Below are 16,691 nucleotides of genomic sequence, written 5' to 3'. Positions count from 1 at the left end.
TGAGCCGCAGGCGAACCCCAACGGGCGCTCCGTCCATGCCTCTGTTGGGGTTCGCCTGCGGCTCACCCCAACCTACGTCGTTATTTGAGGTTGACGGCGCGCGACGGAATCACCGCCATGGTGATGCGCGAGATGCATACCAGCTCGCCGGCTTCGGTCTCGATGCGGATCTCCCACACCTGCGTACTGCGCCCCAGGTGCAGCTTGCGCGCGGTGCCGATCACGATGCCGCTGCGCACGCCGCGGATGTGGTTGGCGTTGATGTCCAGGCCGACGGCGGCTTCCTGCGTCGGGTCCAGGGTGAGCATGGCCGCGGTGCTGCCCAGCGTCTCGGCCAGCACCACCGAGGCGCCGCCGTGCAGCAGGCCGTAGGGCTGGTGGGTGCGCCGGTCCACCGGCATGGTGCCTTGCACCCAGTCGTCGCCGACCGCGGTGAAGCGGATGCCCAGGGCCTCCATCATGGTGTTGGCGCTCCAGCCGTTGAGGCGATCGAGGCTGGTGTCCTGCTTCCAGATGGCTGTCATGGTTGATACTCCCGGGTGAAGACCGCATTGTCGGTCGACCGCTGTCGCCGCGACAATCGATCCGTGTTCACCGTCACCCTCAAGCAGTCCGGCCGCCGCTTCCCGGTCGAGCCCGGCGAAACCGTGCTGGAAGCCGCGCAGCGCGCCGGCATCGCGCTGCCGTATTCGTGCCGCGCGGGTGTCTGCGGCAGCTGCAAGGCGATCCTGCTGGAGGGGCAGTGCCAATACCCGCGCAATCCGCCGGTGGCGCTGAGCGGCACCTCGCCGGCCCAGCACGCGGTGCTGCTGTGCCAGGCGGTGCCCTGCGGCGACCTGCTGATCGCCGCGCGCGAAGTGACCTCGGTGGAAGACATCGCGCGCCGCCGCCTCGAGGTGGTGGTGACGGAGAAAAGCGCGCTCGCCCCGGACGTGATCGGCCTGCGCCTGGAGCCCGCGCCGGGCGAGACGCGCCTGAACTGGCTGCCGGGGCAATACCTGGACGTGCTGCTGGAAGACGGCCGCCGCCGTCCGTTCTCGATCGCCGGCGGGCCGCGTGCGGACGGCAGCATCGAGATGCACGTGCGCCACGTCGCCGGCGGCGGCTTCACCTCGTGGGTGGCCGACGGCCTGCGCGTCGGCGACCGGCTGCGGCTGGAGGCGCCGCTGGGCACCTTCGTGCCGCGCGAGGATTCGGAGCGGCCGATGGTGTTCATGGCCGGCGGCACCGGCTTCGCGCCGGTCAAGGCGATCGTCGAGCACTTCCTCGCGCTCGGCACGCGGCGTCCGATCGAGGTCTACTGGGGCGCGCGCAACGCGGCCGACCTGTACCTGCTGGAGCTGGCCCGCGGCTGGGAGCGCTCGGCGCACGCACTGCGCTTCCATCCGGTGCTGTCCGATCCCGAACAGGCCGCCGCCAGCGGCCTGCGCATGGGCCTGGTGCACGAAGCGGTGCTGGAAGACCTGCCGGACCTCTCCGGCCACGACGTCTACATGAGCGGGCCGCCGGCGATGATCGACGCCGGCCGCAAGCTGTTCCTCGACGCTGGCCTGCCGGAGGAGCGGCTGTACTACGACTCCTTCGACTACGCGCCGGACGTGCTGGCGCAGATCCTCGCCGGCCGCGCGGGCCTGGCGCACGCCTGAGCCTGGCCCCCAAACGAAAAGCGCGCCCGTGGGCGCGCTGTCGAACGAGCGGATGCCGGCGAAGGTCTTACTTATTTCCTTTGGCCACCGGCAACTGCGCCTGCTGCCAGGCCAGCACGCCGCCGCCCAGGGTATAGACCTTGCCGAAGCCGGCCTTGATCAGGCGCTGCGCGGCCTTGTCCAGGCCACGGCCGTCCTTGTCGATCAGCACCACCGGCAGCTCCCTGGCCTTGGCCAGGTCCTTGTGCTCGGGGTCGAACTGGCTCATCGCCACGTGGCGGGCGCCGGGCACGTGGGCCTTCTCGAAGTCGGCGTAGGCCGACAGGTCGATCAGCAGCGGGCTCTCGCGGTTGATCAGCAGGGTGAGGCCGGCCGGCGTCAGCTCCTTGTACTTGCGCAGCAGGCGCATGATTTCCAGCACGACGATCGCCACCAGCAGGATCACGAACAGCGCGGCGAGCGCGAGATGGTTGCCGATGAACTCGGGCAGCTTGTGCAGGAAGTCGTTCATTCGATGGTTTCCGCAGGCGCGGTGGTGGAGAGTGAGCCGGCGATTATAGGGTTAAAGCCCCTCTCCCGTCGGCGACCCGAAGGTAGTCCCCGTGGGAGAGAGGGGTGGGGGTGAGGGTACGGGCGGAGCGAGGAAGTGATGCGCACCGCTCCGCCCGCACCCTCATCCGGCTGCCGCCACCTTCTCCCGGAGGGAGAAGGATCCCAATTTGGAAGGCTGAGGCATTACTGGTCCGCGGTGAGGTTCGGCAGGCCGGTGAGCAGCCACCAGTGGTTGGTCTGGGCGTCGTAGCGCCAGGTCTGGCGGTCGATCACGGTGCGCTCGGCCTGGGTGTTGTTGTTGACCATGCTGATCGCGACCACCTGGCGCACCTCGTTCTCGCCGCTGGCGGCCGGGCCGCCGCCATCGTCGTAGCCGGTCACGCGGAACTGGTCGAAGCGGGCCATTTCCAGCTGGGTCGGCATGTGTTCGTCGCGTACCTTGGGGTCGATGAACTGCAGCGCGCTGCCGAAATCGCCCCAGCGCACCACGCTGCCATAGGCGTTGAGCGTATTGGTGAGGGCCTCGTTGCGCTTATTGGTGGCGCAGCCGGACAGCAGCAGGGTGGACAACAGGACGACGAGGACAAGCAGACGGCGCATGGAGCGTTCCCCCGGGTGAAGACCCGTCCATTCTGACCCAAGCCGGCGCATCGGGTGACGCTCAGTCCCGGCGTTTTGCGACGAAGCGCGCGCTCAGCGTGGCGGCGGGCTTGTCCGGATGCTCGCCGGGCACGCGGCAGGCCACCTCGATGCGGGCGCGGCCGCGCGTGTTCAAGGTATGGAAGAACGCGTCCCAGCTGGCGCCATGGCCGAGCCGGGCCTCGCTGAGGAAGTCTTCCCATACCGGCGCCAGGTAATGCACGGTCGATTCGGCGACGAACACATCGCAGTCGAAGCCGCGCCGGCGCAGCTCCAGTTCGACCAGGCCCCAGCCGCTGAGGGTCATCAGGCTGACCAGGCTGCCGCCGAAGGCGCAGCCCTTGTCGTTGATGTTCGGCGGCAGCGGGGCGATCACGGCCAGATGGTCTTGATCGTGGCTGTGCAGGTGCAGGTCCATGGCGTGGGCGAGGGGGATCGAGTCGCGGATGAAGGCGACCAGGTCCTGGGCGGGGGAGGTTGTGTTGCTCATGCGGGAGAGGCGTGGGACGGGGAGCCGCCCAGTTTAGCCGGCGCGGCGGGGGCCGGGATGGGGCAGAAGTCGCGGGAGCGGCCGCAAGAACGCACGCGCGATCGGCCGGCGCTCCCTCGCTACACTCCGGGCGTTCCCTTTCCAGGTAAGCCATGAGCCGAGTCCGCGCCGATGTACCCGCTCCGCTCGCCGGCCGCGTGGTGGTGATCACGCGCCCGGCCGGCACCGCCGCGCCGCTGTCGCGCCGGGTGCGCACGCTCGGCGGCGAGCCGCTGGCGCTGCCGGGCCTGTCGCTGCGCGGCGCGGACGATGCGCGCGCCGCGGCCACGGGCCTGCGTGCCGCCTTGCGCGACGACGTGCTGGTCTTCACCAGTCCGGCCGCGGTGCGCTTCGCCGCGAAGCTCGCGCCGCTGCGCACGCGCGCCACGGTGCTGGCGGTCGGGCAGGGCACGGCGCATGCGCTGCGCCGGCATGGCATCGATGCGATCGCGCCGTCGCGGCAGGACAGCGAAGGCCTGCTCGCGCATCCGTCGTTGCGCGAGCTGCGCGGACGCCGCGTTGCGCTGATCGGCGCACCCGGCGGCCGCGGCCTGCTGCGCGAGCAGTTCGCCGCGCGCGGCGCCGAGCTGCGCGAGCTGCATGTCTATCGCCGCGTGGCGCCGCGGCTGCTGCGCCGGCACGTGGACGCGGTGGCGGCGCTGCCGAAATCGGCGCGTGTGTTGCTGTCCAGCGCCGAGGCGCTCGACAACCTGCGCGCGCTGCTGCCGCCGCCGGCCTGGGCCAGGCTGTGCGCCGCCACCGCCATCGCCAGCAGCGAACGGCTGGCGGCGGTGGCGCGCGCGGCCGGTTTCGTGCGCGTGCGCATCGCGCGGTCCGCCATGGCGGCGGATCTGCTGGCCGCGGCGGCGCAACGCTAGCCATCGCTGCGGCGATGCGCCGCCGGGAACGCGCGCTTTTCACGCCCGTTTGATGCGAACCGGCGCACGCGGGCTGCTAGCATGGCGCGCATGAGCCAGGACAACGCCACGCCCACGAGCGCCGTGCAGGCGCCCGCCCCTTCCGCCGCGCCGCGCCGCGGCGGCACCGTCGCCCTCGCCACGCTGCTCGCGCTGGTCGCCCTCGGCGGCGCCGGTTACGTGGGCTGGCGCCAGTACGTGCAGGAAACCGGCGTGCGCGGCGCCACGCAGACCGCGGCCAGCCTGGACACGCGCGTCGCCAACATGGAGCGCGCGCTCGAATCGATGGAGAACGAGCGCGGCCTGCTGCGCCAGCGCCTGGGCGATGCCGACCAGGTCAACCGCTCGCTGCGCGAGGAACTGCTCGGCCAGTCCGAGCGCACGCGCAATCTCGAGGACGCCGTCGCCAAGCTGTCCGACAAGACCCTGTCCGGCCACGACGGCATGCTGCTGGACGAAACCGAAACGCTGCTGCGCATGGCCAAGGAACGCTACGCGCTGTTCCACGACGCGCAGGGCGCCGCCGCCGCTTATGCGCTGGCGGACCAGACCCTCGCCGCGGTGAACGACGGTGCGTTCTCCGGCCTGCGCCAGAGCATCACCGCCGAACGCGAAGCGCTGGCCAGGAGCCAGCCGGCCGGCCAGGCCGCCGCGCTCGACGCGCTCAACCAGCTGCGCGCCGCTTCCATCGCGTGGCCGCTGAAGCCGCTGGACCGCACCGAAGACAGCGCCGCCGCCGACACCGCGTGGATGCGCGTGCGCCGCTCGCTGGCCGACGTGATCCGCGTGCAGCGCACGAATGGCGCGCCGCTGGCGGTGGCCGATGCGCGCTTCGCGCGCGAGCTGGTCGGCCTGGACCTGGCTCAGGCGCAGGCGGCGCTGCTGGCCTACGACGCCGACGGCTATGCGGCCGCGCTCAAGCGTGCCGAGGCCAATCTCGACACGCAGTTCGACCTGCAGGCTCCGGTCGTGCAGCAGGCGCGCGCGAAACTCGCCGAACTGGAACGCCAGCTGCCCGCCGTCGCGCCGGTCCAGCTGGGTGCCGCGCTGGCCGAGCTGCGCAACCTGCGCGCGGTGCATGCGCTGCGTCCCGCCGCCGGCGACAGCAAGCCCGAAGCCGGGGCCAAGCCATGAACCTGTGGCGCTGGATCCTGTTGCTGGTGGCCGTCGCCGCGGTCGCCGCATTCGGCTGGCACTGGGTGGCCGAGGACCCGGGCTATGTGCTGGTGCGGCTGCGCGGCTGGCAGGCGGAGCTGTCGGTGGTCGCGGCGGTAGTCGTGCTGTTGCTCGCCTGGGCCCTGCTCGTCGCGGCGTGGCGCCTGACGCGCTGGCCGTTCGGCGCGCTGTCGCGCCGCCATCGCCGGGTCAGCCAGCAGCGCCTGGGCGAGGGCCTGGTCGCGCTGATGGAAGGCCGCCACGGCGATGCCGAGCGCGATCTCAACCGCGCCTCGCGCCTCGACACGCTGCGCGGTCCCGCCTTGCTTGCCTCGGCCGAGGCAGCCTCGCGCCGCGGCGAACACAATCGCGCGCTGGAAGCGCTGGCCGAAGCCGGCCAGTCCGCGCCGCGCGCCGCCCGCGTGCTGCGCGCCCGCGTGCTGCGCCGCGACGGCAAGGCCGCGGAGGCGCTGGCCCTGCTGGCGCCGGAAGCCGATGCCGGCACGCTCAGCCCCGGCGGCTGGCGCGAGCTGACCATCGCCGCGCTGGCGACCGGCGATTTCCGCCGCGCCCGCGAAGCGCTGGAGCCGCTGCAGAAAAGCGGCGCGCTCGGCGCCAGGAACTACGCGGTACTGGAAGGCCAGGTGCTGGCCGCCTCGCTGCGCGCCGCACCGGATGGCGCCGCGCTCAACCAGCAATGGTCGCAGTTGCCGAAAGCGCAGCGCCGCTCGCCGGCGGCCATCGATGCCTACGCGCGCGCCGCCGCCGGCTACGGCATGGTGCTGCCGGCGATGGACGAAGTGGAGTCCGCGTTGCGTCGCGACTGGTCGCCGCAGCTGATCGAGACCTACGGCGTGCTCGGCGACGACAACCTCGACGCACGCCTGCGCCGCGCCGAGAGCTGGCTCGATGCGCATCCGAACGATCCCTACCTGCTGCTCACGCTCGGCCGCATGGGCGTGCGGCTGCAGTTGTGGAGCAAGGCGCATGCATACCTGGAACGCTCGCTCGCGCTCAAGCCCACCGCCGAGGTATGGGAAGCGCTGGGCGACGTTTACGCCGGCGAAGGCGACGACGCGCTGGCGCAGCAGTGCTACCGCAACGCGCTGGCTTTCCACCGCGGCGCGGCGGTGACGCCGCTGCCGCAGGACACGCTGCGCGGCACGCGCCTGGATACGCGTCCGGTCGCGGTCGAGGAACGCAGCGAGCACGGCGTGCCGCGCCTGCGCGAGTGATCCTCAGCCTTTGGACACCGCCCAGGTGAGAAAGCCCGCGTTGACCGTGGTCAGCGTCAAGGCCAGCAGGAACAGCACATCCGAAACCCGCTCCAGCCGGTGATTGCGGCTGAGGCTGCGCGTGCGCAGCGCCCAGTACGACAGCAGGCAGGCCAGCAGGTAGAGGATCGTGTTCAGCGCCAGCAGGTCGTTGCCGATCAGGTCGATGCGGCGCATCGAGACGGCCACGCGCAGGATGCCGATGACCGTGATGCACACGCCGACCATCGCGGCCGAGGCGGTGAAGATGTGGACGCAGATATCGTGGTCCAGCGGTTTCGTCTTGGGCGACCAGTTCATGGCGGCAGCTTGCGGATGGGGACTTGAGGTGGAGACCGGCTCGCCACCGCCGCGGTTCGCGGACAGGTTCTTGCGTTCAGCGGGCGCCCACATTCCGGTGAGTGAGACCGGGGCCGGCTACAATGGCGCGATGGATGTCTCGCATTTGATCGACAAGCTCAATGACGCGCAGCGCGAAGCCGTCTGCGCGCAGCCCGGCCACTATCTAGTGCTGGCCGGCGCCGGTTCCGGCAAGACCCGCGTGCTGACCCACCGCATCGGCTGGTTGACCCAGGTGCTGGAGGTGCCGCCGTGGGCGATCCTGGCGGTGACCTTCACCAACAAGGCGGCCGGCGAGATGCGCGGACGCCTGGATGCGCTGATCGGCGCCGGCACGCAGGGCCTCACCGTCGGCACCTTCCACGGCATCGCGCATCGCCTGCTGCGCCGGCACTGGCGCGAGGCGGGGTTGCCGGAAGGCTTTCAAATCCTCGATGCCGACGACCAGCAGCGCATCGTCAAGCGCGTGGTCGCGGGGCTGGGGCTGGACGAGGCGAAGTTCCCACCGCGCCAGGCCACCTGGCAGATCAACAGCTGGAAGGACGAAGGCAAGCGCCCGGGCAGCATCGAGCATCGCGACCATCCGGTCACGCGCACCTTCGTGCAGATCTACCAGGCCTATGAGGAAGCCTGCCAGCGCGCCGGCCTGGTCGATTTCGCCGAGCTGCTGCTGCGCGCGCACGAGCTGTGGCTGAAGAATCCGGCGGTGCTGGAGCATTACCAGCAGCGCTGGCGCTATCTCCTGATCGACGAGTTCCAGGACACCAACACGCTGCAGTACGCGTGGATCCGCGTGCTGGCCGGCAGCAGCGGGCAAGCTGCTTCTGCTCAGGTATTCGTGGTGGGCGACGACGACCAGGCCATCTACGGCTGGCGCGGCGCCAAGGTGGAGAACGTGCAGCAGTTCCTGCGCGATTTCCCCGGCGCCAAGACCATCAAGCTGGAGCAGAACTACCGCTCCACCTCGACCATCCTCAAGGCCGCCAACGCAGTGATCGCGCGCAACGGCAGCCGCCTCGGCAAGCAGCTGTGGACGGATGGCGAGGACGGCGAGCGCATCGCCGTATACGCCTCGTACAACGAGCAGGACGAGGCGCGCTACGTGATCGAGCGCATCCGCGAATACATCGCCGAACATGGCGATGCACGCGACTGCGCCATCCTGTATCGCTCCAACGCGCAGTCGCGCAACTTCGAAGAGCAGCTGATCCAGCGCGACATCCCGTATCGCGTGTATGGCGGCCTGCGCTTCTTCGAGCGCGCGGAAATCAAGGACGCGCTGGCCTATCTGCGCCTGTCCGCCAACCGCCACGACGATGCGGCCTTCGAGCGCGCCGTGAACACGCCGCCGCGCGGCATCGGCGACCGCACGCTGGACGCCTTGCGCAAGCGCGCGCGCGGCGAGGGCACCTCGCTGTGGGAAGCGGCCTTGAATGAGCTGGCCACCGGCCGCGAACTGGCCGGCCGCGCGAAGAATGCGGTGAAGGCGTTCCTGCAGATGATCGAGGAGATGGCGCGCACCTTCTCCGGCAAGACCGACGGCGACACCGAGGCCACGGCGCTGGCGCTGGCCGAGCAGATGGAACACGCCATCTCGCATACCGGCCTGCGCGACTTCTACGAGAAAGACAGCCGCGGCAACGCCGAATCGCGGGTGGAGAACCTGGACGAGCTGGTCAACGTGGCCAGCCGCTTCGAGCCCACCGCCGAAGACATCGAGGCGGGCCTCAGCGAGCTGTCGGCTTTCCTGTCGCATGCGGCGCTGGAGGCCGGCGAAGGGCAGGGCGAATCCTGGGACGACTGCGTGCAGCTGATGACCCTGCATTCGGCGAAGGGCCTGGAGTTTCCGGTGGTGTTCCTGGTCGGCATGGAAGAAGGGCTGTTCCCCAGCCAGCGCTCGGTCGAGGACGAAGGCCGCCTGGAAGAGGAGCGCCGCCTCGCCTACGTCGGCATCACGCGTGCGCGCGAGCGGCTGGTAATCACTTATGCCGAATCGCGCCGCATGCATGGCGTGGAGATGCTGGCGCGCCCGTCGCGCTTCCTCGCCGAAGTGCCGCCGGACCTGGTCGACGAGGTGCGCCCGCGCGTGCAGGTGACGCGTCCGTTGTATGCCGGGCGTTTCGCCGAATCCGCGGCGTCGTCGCTCAAGGAAGACCTGCCGGTGAAGCTGGGCCAGCGCGTGAGCCATCCGAGCTTCGGCGAGGGCGTGGTAGTGAGCGCCGAGGGCAGCGGCGCGCATACGCGGCTGCAGATCAACTTCGAGGCGGCGGGGAGCAAGTGGCTGGTGGCCGCATACGCCAACCTCACGCCGCTTTAGATTTAGCCCCTCTCCCCTCGGGAGAGGGGTTGGGGTGAGGGTACGGCCGGAGCGTGGAAGTGATGCGCACCGCTCCGCCCGCACCCTCATCCGGCTGCCGCCACCTTCCTCGCTCCTCCACGCGAAGAGGGCACAGGGATGTGCCCGGCTTTGATGAGCGAGGAAAGCCGGGCACATCCCTGTGCCCTCCCCGCGTGCTCTCCCACGGGGACTACCTTCGGGTCGCCGGAGGGAGAAGGATTCAGCCTTGTATGTCGAGGCTCAGCCCTTGCGAAGAAACCCGCCGATCGCCAGCAACGCTCCCACGGCGATCCCCGCAATCCCCATCCACGTCGGCACCGCCTTGTCATGCGTCGCGGTGATCTTCGCCGAGCCCAACTGCACCAGCGTATCGGTCTGCTGATAAGTGGCTTGTCCGGCCAGCACCCAGATGCCGGCAGCGACAAGGATCAGGCCAAGGACGATCAGGACGGTGCGCATGCGGAAGCTCCTTTCGACACGATGCCGCCGATCATAGGCGGCGCCGCGTGAACGCGACAGCCGCCCCGCTCAGGACAGCCGGGCGAACAGCAGGCCGTGCGGCGGCAGGCGCAGCAGGCCGTCTTCCAGCGTGCCTTCGGCCAGGCCATGGCCGCCGATGCGCTCGCCGGCCAGGGGCAGCGCGACGGCGACAGGCGCGGACCCGAGATTGAACGCCGCCAGCACCGTCTCTCCCGCATGCGTGCGGGTAAAGGCCAGCACCGGCTCGGGCGTATCGAGGAAACCGATCGCGCCCCAGCGCAATTCCGGTTGCGCCTGCCGCCACTGCATGAAGCCGCGGAAGCCGTGCAGCGCCGAGGCCGGATCGAGCTCCTGGCGCGACACCGCCAGCGCGCGATGGCCGGCCGGCACCGGCAGCCACGGCGCGCCGCTGCTGAAGCCGGCGTTGGCCGACTCGTCCCAGGGCATCGGCGTGCGGCAGCCGTCGCGGCCCTTGAAGTTGGGCCAGAAGGTGATGCCGTAGGGATCCTGCAGCGCCTCGTACGGCACTTCCGCTTCGGTCAGCGCCAGCTCTTCGCCCTGATAGACGCATACCGAACCGCGCAGCGAGCACACCATCGCGGTCAGCAGGTTGGCCAGCCGCACCGACGCATCGCCGTTACCCCGTGCCTCACGACCCCAGCGACTGAGCACGCGCTCCACGTCATGGTTGGAAATGGCCCAGCACGGCCAGCCCTCGGTCATCTGCGCTTCCAGCCGCTCGACCGTGCCGCGGATATAGGCCGCGCTGAAATCGGCGGTGAGCAGCTCGAAGCTGTAGCCCATGTGCAGGCGGTGGCCGGTGGTGTACTCGGCCATGGTGGCCAGCGAGTCCTCCGAGGAGATCTCGCCCAGCGCGGCGGCGCCGGGATAGCGGTCGAGCAGCCCGCGCAATTCTTCCAGGAACGCGAGGTTCTCCGGCTGCGTGTTGTTGTAGTAGTGGTATTGGAACGCGTACGGATTGTCGGGACTGAAGCCGCGGCCCACGCGCATCGCCTGCGGCTTGGGCGGGTTGTCGCGCAGCTGGCGGTCGTGGAAGCAGAAATTGATCGCGTCCAGGCGCAGGCCGTCCACGCCCTTGTCCAGCCAGAACTGCACGTTGTCCAGCACCGCGCGCTGCACGTCCGGATGGTGGAAGTTGAGGTCCGGCTGCGAAGTCAGGAAGTTGTGCAGGTAGTACTGCCCGCGCCGCGGCTCCCATTGCCAGGCCACGCCGCCGAACAGCGACATCCAGTTGTTGGGCGGCGTGCCGTCGTCCCTGGCGTCGGCCCACACGTACCAGTCGGCCTTGGGATTGTCGCGGCTGGCGCGGCTTTCCTTGAACCACTCGTGCTGGTCGGAGGTATGGCTGAGCACCTGGTCGATCATCACCTTCAGGCCCAGCGCATGCGCCTTGGCCAGCAGGCGGTCGAAGTCGTCGATCGTGCCGAACAGCGGATCCACCGCGCGGTAGTCGGCGATGTCGTAGCCGAAGTCCGCCATCGGCGAACGGAAGAACGGCGCGATCCAGATCGCGTCCACCCCTAAGCCCGCGATGTAGTCGAGGCGCTCGACGATGCCGGGCAGGTCGCCCACGCCGTCGCCGTCCGTGTCCAGGAAGCTGCGCGGGTAGATCTGGTAGATGACGGCTCCGCGCCACCAGGGTGTTTCACTCATGTCCCGTAATCCCGAGGCTTTATCGGCGCACGCAGCAGATGGGCGGTGCGCGGGGTGCGGGGCAGCTTAAATGCAGGCCGCGGCGACGACGGCTTTCATGCATACGTATTCAAGAAATGAGGATTTTGCAGCGCAGCAGCGCACGCGTCGATGCGCTGCGACGAACGAAGCGTGGCAGCTTGGATCGTGGCAAGTAGAGACTTGCGCGCTCGCATGGCGCGATGCGCACGAGCATCGCACGGCCCCTGCGCAACGTGCGCGCACTGTGCTTTTTGTCACGACCGCACAAAAAAAGCGTCCTATGAATACGTATGCATAACTGCATCCCCCTCGGAAAGCCGGGCCTACCATGGCCGCCACGCGAAAGCGCACACCTAAACAGCAAGCCTGCCGCAGCACCCGCGCGAGCCGGCACCGTAGTGACGATTCAAGCCCTGGGGAGGGGACAAGGTGATCCTGAAACGCAACGTATTGGCCATGGCGCTGGCGTCGGCCGGCTTGTGCTTCACCGTCGGCATCCAGGCGGCTCCGGCCGGCGCGGATAACGGCGCAGCAGCCGCGACGCAGCCTGCCGCCGCACCCGCCCAGGACGCGCAGCAGTCCGGCACTGCGCAGACGTCCGACCAGCAGGACGGCCGCAAGAAGAGCAACGAAGAGCAGCTCGCCAAGAGCCTCGCCGGCATCACGGTGACCGGCTACAGCAACAGCGTGCAGAAGTCGATCGACTACCAGCGCTACGCCGACACCATCCAGAACGTGATCACCTCGGCCGACATCGGCGGCCTGCCCGACCAGTCGATCGCCGACGCGCTGACCCGCCTGCCGGGCGTGTCCGCCGAGCGCATCGCCGGCCAGGCCTCGCAGGTGAACATCCGCGGCCTGTCGGGCAACTTCATCCAGACCACGTTGAACGGCCGCGAGCAGCCCTCGACCAGCGGCAGCAACTACATCCAGTTCGACCAGTACCCGTCCGAGCTGATCAACATGGCCACGGTGTACAAGTCCACCCAGGCTTCGCTGGTCACCGGCGGCGTGGGCGGCACCATCGGCATGCAGACGGCCAATCCGCTGGATGCGCCGAAGGAACAGAACTTCAACGTCGACGCGCGCGGCAGCTATAACGACCGCGCCAACGACGTCGCCGGCGCCAGCGCGAAGGGCTATCGCCTGAGCGCGGCCTACCAGGGCAAGTTCCTCGACAACACCCTGGGCGTGGGCCTGGGCGTGGCGCAGATGTACCAGCCGCACGTGTCCGAGCAGTTCGTGGGCGAGGCTTCCGACGGCAACAAGTACACGCTGTCCGACGGCCGCCAGGCCTACCTGACCCAGGGCCTGCAGCTGCAGCAGAACGGCGGCAGCGAGCGCCGCACCGGCGAAATCGCCACCGTCGTGTGGAAGCCCACCGACGAGCTGACCGTCAGCGGCGATGCGTTCTACTCGAAGTTCAAGAACACCTCGTTCGGCTACGGCTTCCGCACGCAGAACATCTACCAGAGCGGCGCCACCGTCACCAACGCGGTGCTGGGCCCCTACGGCACGATGACCGGCGGCACGGTGACCGGCACCGGCGGCAATCAGCAGTTCTCCAACGAGACCACCGCGGACAACTACACGACGAACACCAGCGTGTTCTCCAGCGGCCTGAACCTGAAGTGGAACCATGGCAACTGGCACGTGGATTCTGACGTGTCGCTGTCGCGTGCCTCCAGCAACCAGATCAACGTCGACACCACCGCCGATCCCTACGTGGGCCTGGGCACCGCCAACCCGACGCTGGCCGCGCAATCGGTCACCTACCAGCTCAAGGGCCGCCAGCTCGGCAACGTGTCGTACGCCAACCCGGGCCAGTACACCGACCTGAGCACGCTGGGCCTGTCGCGCTATGGCGTGTATCCCTACATCTATCACGACAAGATGAAGGCGTTCCGCACCGACGTGAAGTACGACCTGCCCAACAGCTCGTTCCTGTCGGCGATCGAATTCGGCTTCTACGCGAACAACCACAACTACAACGCCGACCGCGAGGTCTACGTCTACGGTTCGGAGTGGGGCACCGACCAGAGCAAGGGCGTGCCGCTGAGCATTCCGGCCGGCGCGGCCAAACGGACCTGCTGGAAGGGCGACTTCTCCCGCTACCCCTGCTTCATGCAGCTCAATGGCCCGGCGATCCTCGCCGCGCACGGCATCACCGCCAACCCGGTGAAGAACATCACCGACCAGAGCTGGTCGGAGATCCAGAGCGGCCAGGTCGACGAGCAGACGCGCGACCTGTACTTCATGGCCGACATCGCCACGCAGCTGTTCGATCATGACCTGACCGGCAACATCGGCGTGCGCTACTCGCACCAGAAGCAGTACAGCTACGGCCTGCAGCAGGTCGGCAACGGCGCCGGCGTGCCGATCACCGACGGCAACGGCAACACCAGCCTCGACTACGCGCCGCTCACCGTCGGCAAGAAGTACTCCGACTGGCTGCCGTCGATGAACCTGATCTACCACTTCACCGACAACGACCAGGGCCGTTTCTCCGCCGGCAAGGTGCTGGCGCGCCCGCCGATCAACCAGATGATGGCCGGTTCCGGTTCGTGGGTGGACAATGGCCACTACAACGTGTGGGGCGGCACCAGCCCGCTGCTGGATCCGCTGCGCGCCACGCAGTACGACGCCACCTACGAGCACTACTTCGACGACTCCACCGGCGTGATCAGCGGCGGCGTGTTCTTCAAGAAGATCAAGTCGTTCGTCCAGGCGGTGACCTACAACAACTTCGACTTCGCCTCGGCCGGCATCACCGTGCCGACCGACCCGGCCACCGGCCAGCCCTATCTCAACGGCCAGTACCAGACGGCCTACAACGCCAAGGGCGGCCTGGTGCGCGGCGTGGAGTTCTCGTTCTCCAAGACCGGCTTCCTGCCGGGCGCGTGGAAGGGCCTGGGCGTGCAGGCCAATGCGGCCTACACCAAGAGCACGGTGAGCAATCCCACCACGCTGGGCGGCGCGACGTCGTATATCGGCCTGCCGGGCCTGTCCAAGCGCGTGGCCAGCCTGGCGGTGTTCTACGACAACGGTCCGTTCTCGGCCCGCCTGTCCGGCAACTACCGTTCGAAGTTCGCCTCCGATACGCAGATGTCGGTGACCAACCAGATGGTCACCTTCGCCTCGGAGACGGTGTACGACTTCCAGGCTTCGTACGACGTCAACAAGCAGTGGCGCATCGTCTACCAGATGCTCAACCTCAGCGACCAGCCGACCAAGACCTACTTCGGTTCGGATCCGTCGCAGACCGGCACCATCCAGTACTTCGGCCGCACCAGCTACCTGGGCGTGGAGTTCAAGCTGTAAGCAACCATCGGGAGAGCCGCGCTTTCACTTGCGCGAGCTCTCCAGAGTTATTTCCTTCTCCCGTCGGGAGAAGGTGCCGGCAGGCGGATGAGGGTGCGGCGAAGCCTCAACGTTCCGCGCTGGCCGTACCCTCACCCGCCTGCCGGCACCCTCTCCTGATCGGAGAGGGATTTCCCAGCCAGGCGTCGAGGTTCGGTCTGGCGTAACAGAGGAGCAAGCCATGCCGCCGTTCCGTGCACTAAGTCGTCTGACCGTTGCTTTCGCTCTCGCGCTTGGCGCCACTGTCGCCTACGCCGCCGATTCCACCCCACCCGTCGCCACCTCCACCGCACCGAAGACCCAGGGTTCCGGCGTGTGGTACGAGATCTTCGTGCGCGCCTGGTACGACACCAACGGCGACGGCATCGGCGACCTCAACGGCGTCACCGCCAAGCTCGATTACCTGCAATCGCTCGGCGTCAGCGGCATCTGGCTGATGCCGATCAATCCCTCGCCCACCTACCACGGCTACGACGTCACCGACTACGAGGGGATCAACCCGCAGTACGGCAGTATGGCCGACTTCGAAAAGCTGGTGAGCGAAGCGCACAAGCGCGGCATCGAGGTGATCATCGACCTGGTGATCAACCACAGCAGCGACCAGCACCCCTGGTTCAAGTCCGCGCTGGATCCGCATAGCCAGTACCGCCACTGGTACACCTGGGCCGGCAAGGACACCGACCTGAAGGCGATCAGCGCGGTCGACGGTCCGGCCTGGCACGCCAACGGCAAGCAGCACTACCTGGGCGATTTCACCGGCGCCATGCCCGACCTCAACTACGACGAGCCGGCGGTGCGGCGCGAGATGATCGCGATCGGCAAGTTCTGGCTGAGCAAGGGCGCCGACGGTTTTCGCCTCGACGCGGCGCGCCACATCTACGACGACCTCAAGAGCGACAACGGCCAGCCCGCGGTGATCCGCAAGAACGCGCAGTGGTGGAGCGAGTTCCGCCAGGGCCTGCGGCAGGTGCGTCCGGACGTCTATCTGGTCGGCGAAGTCTCGGCCAGGCAGCCGGGCGAGCTGGCACCGTATCTACCGGCGCTCGGTTCGGTGTTCGACTTTCCGCTGGCCGAGCAACTGATCGCCAGTGCGAAGCAGGAGCAGGCCGGCAAGCTGCCGGCGTTGCTGACCGAAAGCTACGCCGCCTTCCACGCCGCCGCGGGCGACGACTATGCCGACGCGCCGTTCCTCTCCAATCACGACCAGGAACGCGTGCTCAGCCAGCTCGGCGGCGACCTGCACCATATGCGCACCGCCGCGGCCATGCTGCTGACCCTGCCGGGCCGGCCGTACATCTACTACGGCGAGGAAATCGGCATGCTCGGCCGCAAGCCGGACGAGAACCTGCGCGAGCCGATGCGCTGGCAGCGCACGCCGGCCGCACCGGGCGACAGCCGCTGGAAGACTTACAGCGTGAAGCAGGGCGGCGACGTGTCGGTACAGGCGGAGCGGGACCAGCCCGATTCGCTGCTCAACCTGTATCGCACGCTGATCCATTGGCGCGTGGAGGTGCCGGCGCTGCGCGACGGTGCCCTGCGCGTGATCGCCACCGGCAAGCCTGCGCTGGTGGCTTATGAGCGCGCGACGGCGGACAGTCGCGCGCTGGTGGTGCACAACCTGTCGGGCAAGCCGGGCAGCTTCAAGCTCGACGGCGACAGCGCCAAGGCGTTCAGCGCGATCCGCCTGCATACCGTGCCGGGCGCCACGCTGGCGAACGGCCAGCTCACGCTGCCGGCGTATGCCACGGTGGTGTTGCAGTGAGCGTG

The 16,691-nt window shown here is 68.7% G+C and carries 14 protein-coding genes; 7 read left to right on the top strand and 7 right to left on the bottom strand.

Annotation, left to right across the window (positions count from 1 at the left end; all coding sequences use genetic code 11):
• Positions 1–80 precede the first annotated feature (80 nt).
• Positions 81–524: a hotdog fold thioesterase gene (locus BM172_RS15740; protein ID WP_026634967.1), complete on the bottom strand. Its 444-nt coding sequence runs from the start codon at positions 522–524 to the stop codon at positions 81–83.
• Between the two features lie 63 nt (positions 525–587).
• On the opposite strand from BM172_RS15740, the gene BM172_RS15735 reads away from it, so the two are divergent.
• Positions 588–1,646 (top strand): 2Fe-2S iron-sulfur cluster-binding protein, encoded by a 1,059-nt coding sequence (locus BM172_RS15735; RefSeq protein WP_035323189.1) that lies wholly within the window; start codon positions 588–590, stop codon positions 1,644–1,646.
• 67 nt (positions 1,647–1,713) lie between these two features.
• Here the strand turns inward: BM172_RS15735 and BM172_RS15730 are convergent, their stop codons facing one another.
• The 3 genes from BM172_RS15730 to BM172_RS15720 form a co-directional block, all read right to left on the bottom strand.
• The gene (locus tag BM172_RS15730) at positions 1,714–2,157 is read right to left on the bottom strand and encodes a rhodanese-like domain-containing protein (RefSeq protein ID WP_026634965.1); all 444 of its coding nucleotides are present in this window, start codon (positions 2,155–2,157) and stop codon (positions 1,714–1,716) included.
• Positions 2,158–2,381: 224 nt separating this feature from the next.
• Positions 2,382–2,798, bottom strand: coding sequence for a hypothetical protein (locus BM172_RS15725; protein ID WP_026634964.1), 417 nt, complete (start codon positions 2,796–2,798; stop codon positions 2,382–2,384).
• Between the two features lie 61 nt (positions 2,799–2,859).
• Complete coding sequence (locus BM172_RS15720; protein ID WP_026634963.1) at positions 2,860–3,327, bottom strand: YiiD C-terminal domain-containing protein; 468 nt, start codon at positions 3,325–3,327, stop codon at positions 2,860–2,862.
• A 152-nt stretch (positions 3,328–3,479) separates the two neighbouring features.
• Between BM172_RS15720 and BM172_RS15715 the strand changes: the two genes are divergently transcribed.
• From BM172_RS15715 to BM172_RS15705, 3 genes are all read left to right on the top strand, one after another.
• Positions 3,480–4,244, top strand: a complete 765-nt coding sequence (locus tag BM172_RS15715; protein ID WP_026634962.1) for a uroporphyrinogen-III synthase — start codon at positions 3,480–3,482, stop codon at positions 4,242–4,244.
• Positions 4,245–4,334: 90 nt separating this feature from the next.
• Positions 4,335–5,417 carry a uroporphyrinogen-III C-methyltransferase gene (locus BM172_RS15710; RefSeq protein WP_026634961.1) on the top strand — a complete coding sequence of 361 codons (1,083 nt, stop codon included), beginning with the start codon at positions 4,335–4,337 and terminating at the stop codon, positions 5,415–5,417.
• Positions 5,414–6,673, top strand: coding sequence for a heme biosynthesis protein HemY (locus tag BM172_RS15705; RefSeq protein WP_026634960.1), 1,260 nt, complete (start codon positions 5,414–5,416; stop codon positions 6,671–6,673). Before BM172_RS15710 ends, BM172_RS15705 begins: the two co-directional genes overlap by 4 nt.
• Before the next feature lie 3 nt (positions 6,674–6,676).
• Here BM172_RS15705 and BM172_RS15700 read toward each other — a convergent pair whose 3' ends face one another.
• A complete protein-coding gene (locus BM172_RS15700; RefSeq protein ID WP_026634959.1) occupies positions 6,677–7,012 on the bottom strand; it encodes a hypothetical protein in 336 nt (111 codons plus the stop codon).
• Positions 7,013–7,142: 130 nt separating this feature from the next.
• On the opposite strand from BM172_RS15700, the gene uvrD reads away from it, so the two are divergent.
• Positions 7,143–9,368, top strand: a complete 2,226-nt coding sequence (uvrD, locus tag BM172_RS15695) for a DNA helicase II (protein WP_026634958.1) — start codon at positions 7,143–7,145, stop codon at positions 9,366–9,368.
• Between the two features lie 261 nt (positions 9,369–9,629).
• Here the strand turns inward: uvrD and BM172_RS15690 are convergent, their stop codons facing one another.
• Positions 9,630–9,848: a hypothetical protein gene (locus BM172_RS15690; protein ID WP_026634957.1), complete on the bottom strand. Its 219-nt coding sequence runs from the start codon at positions 9,846–9,848 to the stop codon at positions 9,630–9,632.
• A 69-nt stretch (positions 9,849–9,917) separates the two neighbouring features.
• Positions 9,918–11,543 carry an alpha-glucosidase gene (locus BM172_RS15685; RefSeq protein WP_026634956.1) on the bottom strand — a complete coding sequence of 542 codons (1,626 nt, stop codon included), beginning with the start codon at positions 11,541–11,543 and terminating at the stop codon, positions 9,918–9,920.
• Between the two features lie 450 nt (positions 11,544–11,993).
• On the opposite strand from BM172_RS15685, the gene BM172_RS15680 reads away from it, so the two are divergent.
• Both BM172_RS15680 and BM172_RS15675 read left to right on the top strand, forming a co-directional pair.
• The gene (locus BM172_RS15680; protein WP_026634955.1) at positions 11,994–14,885 is read left to right on the top strand and encodes a TonB-dependent receptor; all 2,892 of its coding nucleotides are present in this window, start codon (positions 11,994–11,996) and stop codon (positions 14,883–14,885) included.
• 220 nt (positions 14,886–15,105) lie between these two features.
• The gene (locus BM172_RS15675) at positions 15,106–16,686 is read left to right on the top strand and encodes an alpha-amylase family glycosyl hydrolase (RefSeq protein WP_051548592.1); all 1,581 of its coding nucleotides are present in this window, start codon (positions 15,106–15,108) and stop codon (positions 16,684–16,686) included.
• The last annotated feature ends 5 nt before the right edge of the window (positions 16,687–16,691 follow it).

Origin of the sequence: Dyella marensis, from assembly GCF_900112865.1 — a bacterium.
Classification (GTDB): domain Bacteria; phylum Pseudomonadota; class Gammaproteobacteria; order Xanthomonadales; family Rhodanobacteraceae; genus Dyella_D; species Dyella_D marensis_A.
The sequence above is the reverse complement of the archived record's forward strand: the minus strand, read 5'-3'. Positions and strand labels throughout refer to the sequence as shown.

Bases quoted from the DNA above. Each gene is read 5' to 3' on its own strand.
- BM172_RS15740 (WP_026634967.1), bottom strand. From the start codon at position 524: ATGACAGCCATCTGGAAGCAGGACACCAGCCTCGATCGCCTCAACGGC.
- BM172_RS15730 (WP_026634965.1), bottom strand. From the start codon at position 2,157: ATGAACGACTTCCTGCACAAGCTGCCCGAGTTCATCGGCAACCATCTC.
- BM172_RS15725 (WP_026634964.1), bottom strand. From the start codon at position 2,798: ATGCGCCGTCTGCTTGTCCTCGTCGTCCTGTTGTCCACCCTGCTGCTG.
- BM172_RS15720 (WP_026634963.1), bottom strand. From the start codon at position 3,327: ATGAGCAACACAACCTCCCCCGCCCAGGACCTGGTCGCCTTCATCCGC.
- BM172_RS15715 (WP_026634962.1), top strand. From the start codon at position 3,480: ATGAGCCGAGTCCGCGCCGATGTACCCGCTCCGCTCGCCGGCCGCGTG.
- BM172_RS15710 (WP_026634961.1), top strand. From the start codon at position 4,335: ATGAGCCAGGACAACGCCACGCCCACGAGCGCCGTGCAGGCGCCCGCC.
- BM172_RS15705 (WP_026634960.1), top strand. From the start codon at position 5,414: ATGAACCTGTGGCGCTGGATCCTGTTGCTGGTGGCCGTCGCCGCGGTC.
- BM172_RS15700 (WP_026634959.1), bottom strand. From the start codon at position 7,012: ATGAACTGGTCGCCCAAGACGAAACCGCTGGACCACGATATCTGCGTC.
- uvrD (WP_026634958.1), top strand. From the start codon at position 7,143: ATGGATGTCTCGCATTTGATCGACAAGCTCAATGACGCGCAGCGCGAA.
- BM172_RS15690 (WP_026634957.1), bottom strand. From the start codon at position 9,848: ATGCGCACCGTCCTGATCGTCCTTGGCCTGATCCTTGTCGCTGCCGGC.
- BM172_RS15685 (WP_026634956.1), bottom strand. From the start codon at position 11,543: ATGAGTGAAACACCCTGGTGGCGCGGAGCCGTCATCTACCAGATCTAC.
- BM172_RS15675 (WP_051548592.1), top strand. From the start codon at position 15,106: ATGCCGCCGTTCCGTGCACTAAGTCGTCTGACCGTTGCTTTCGCTCTC.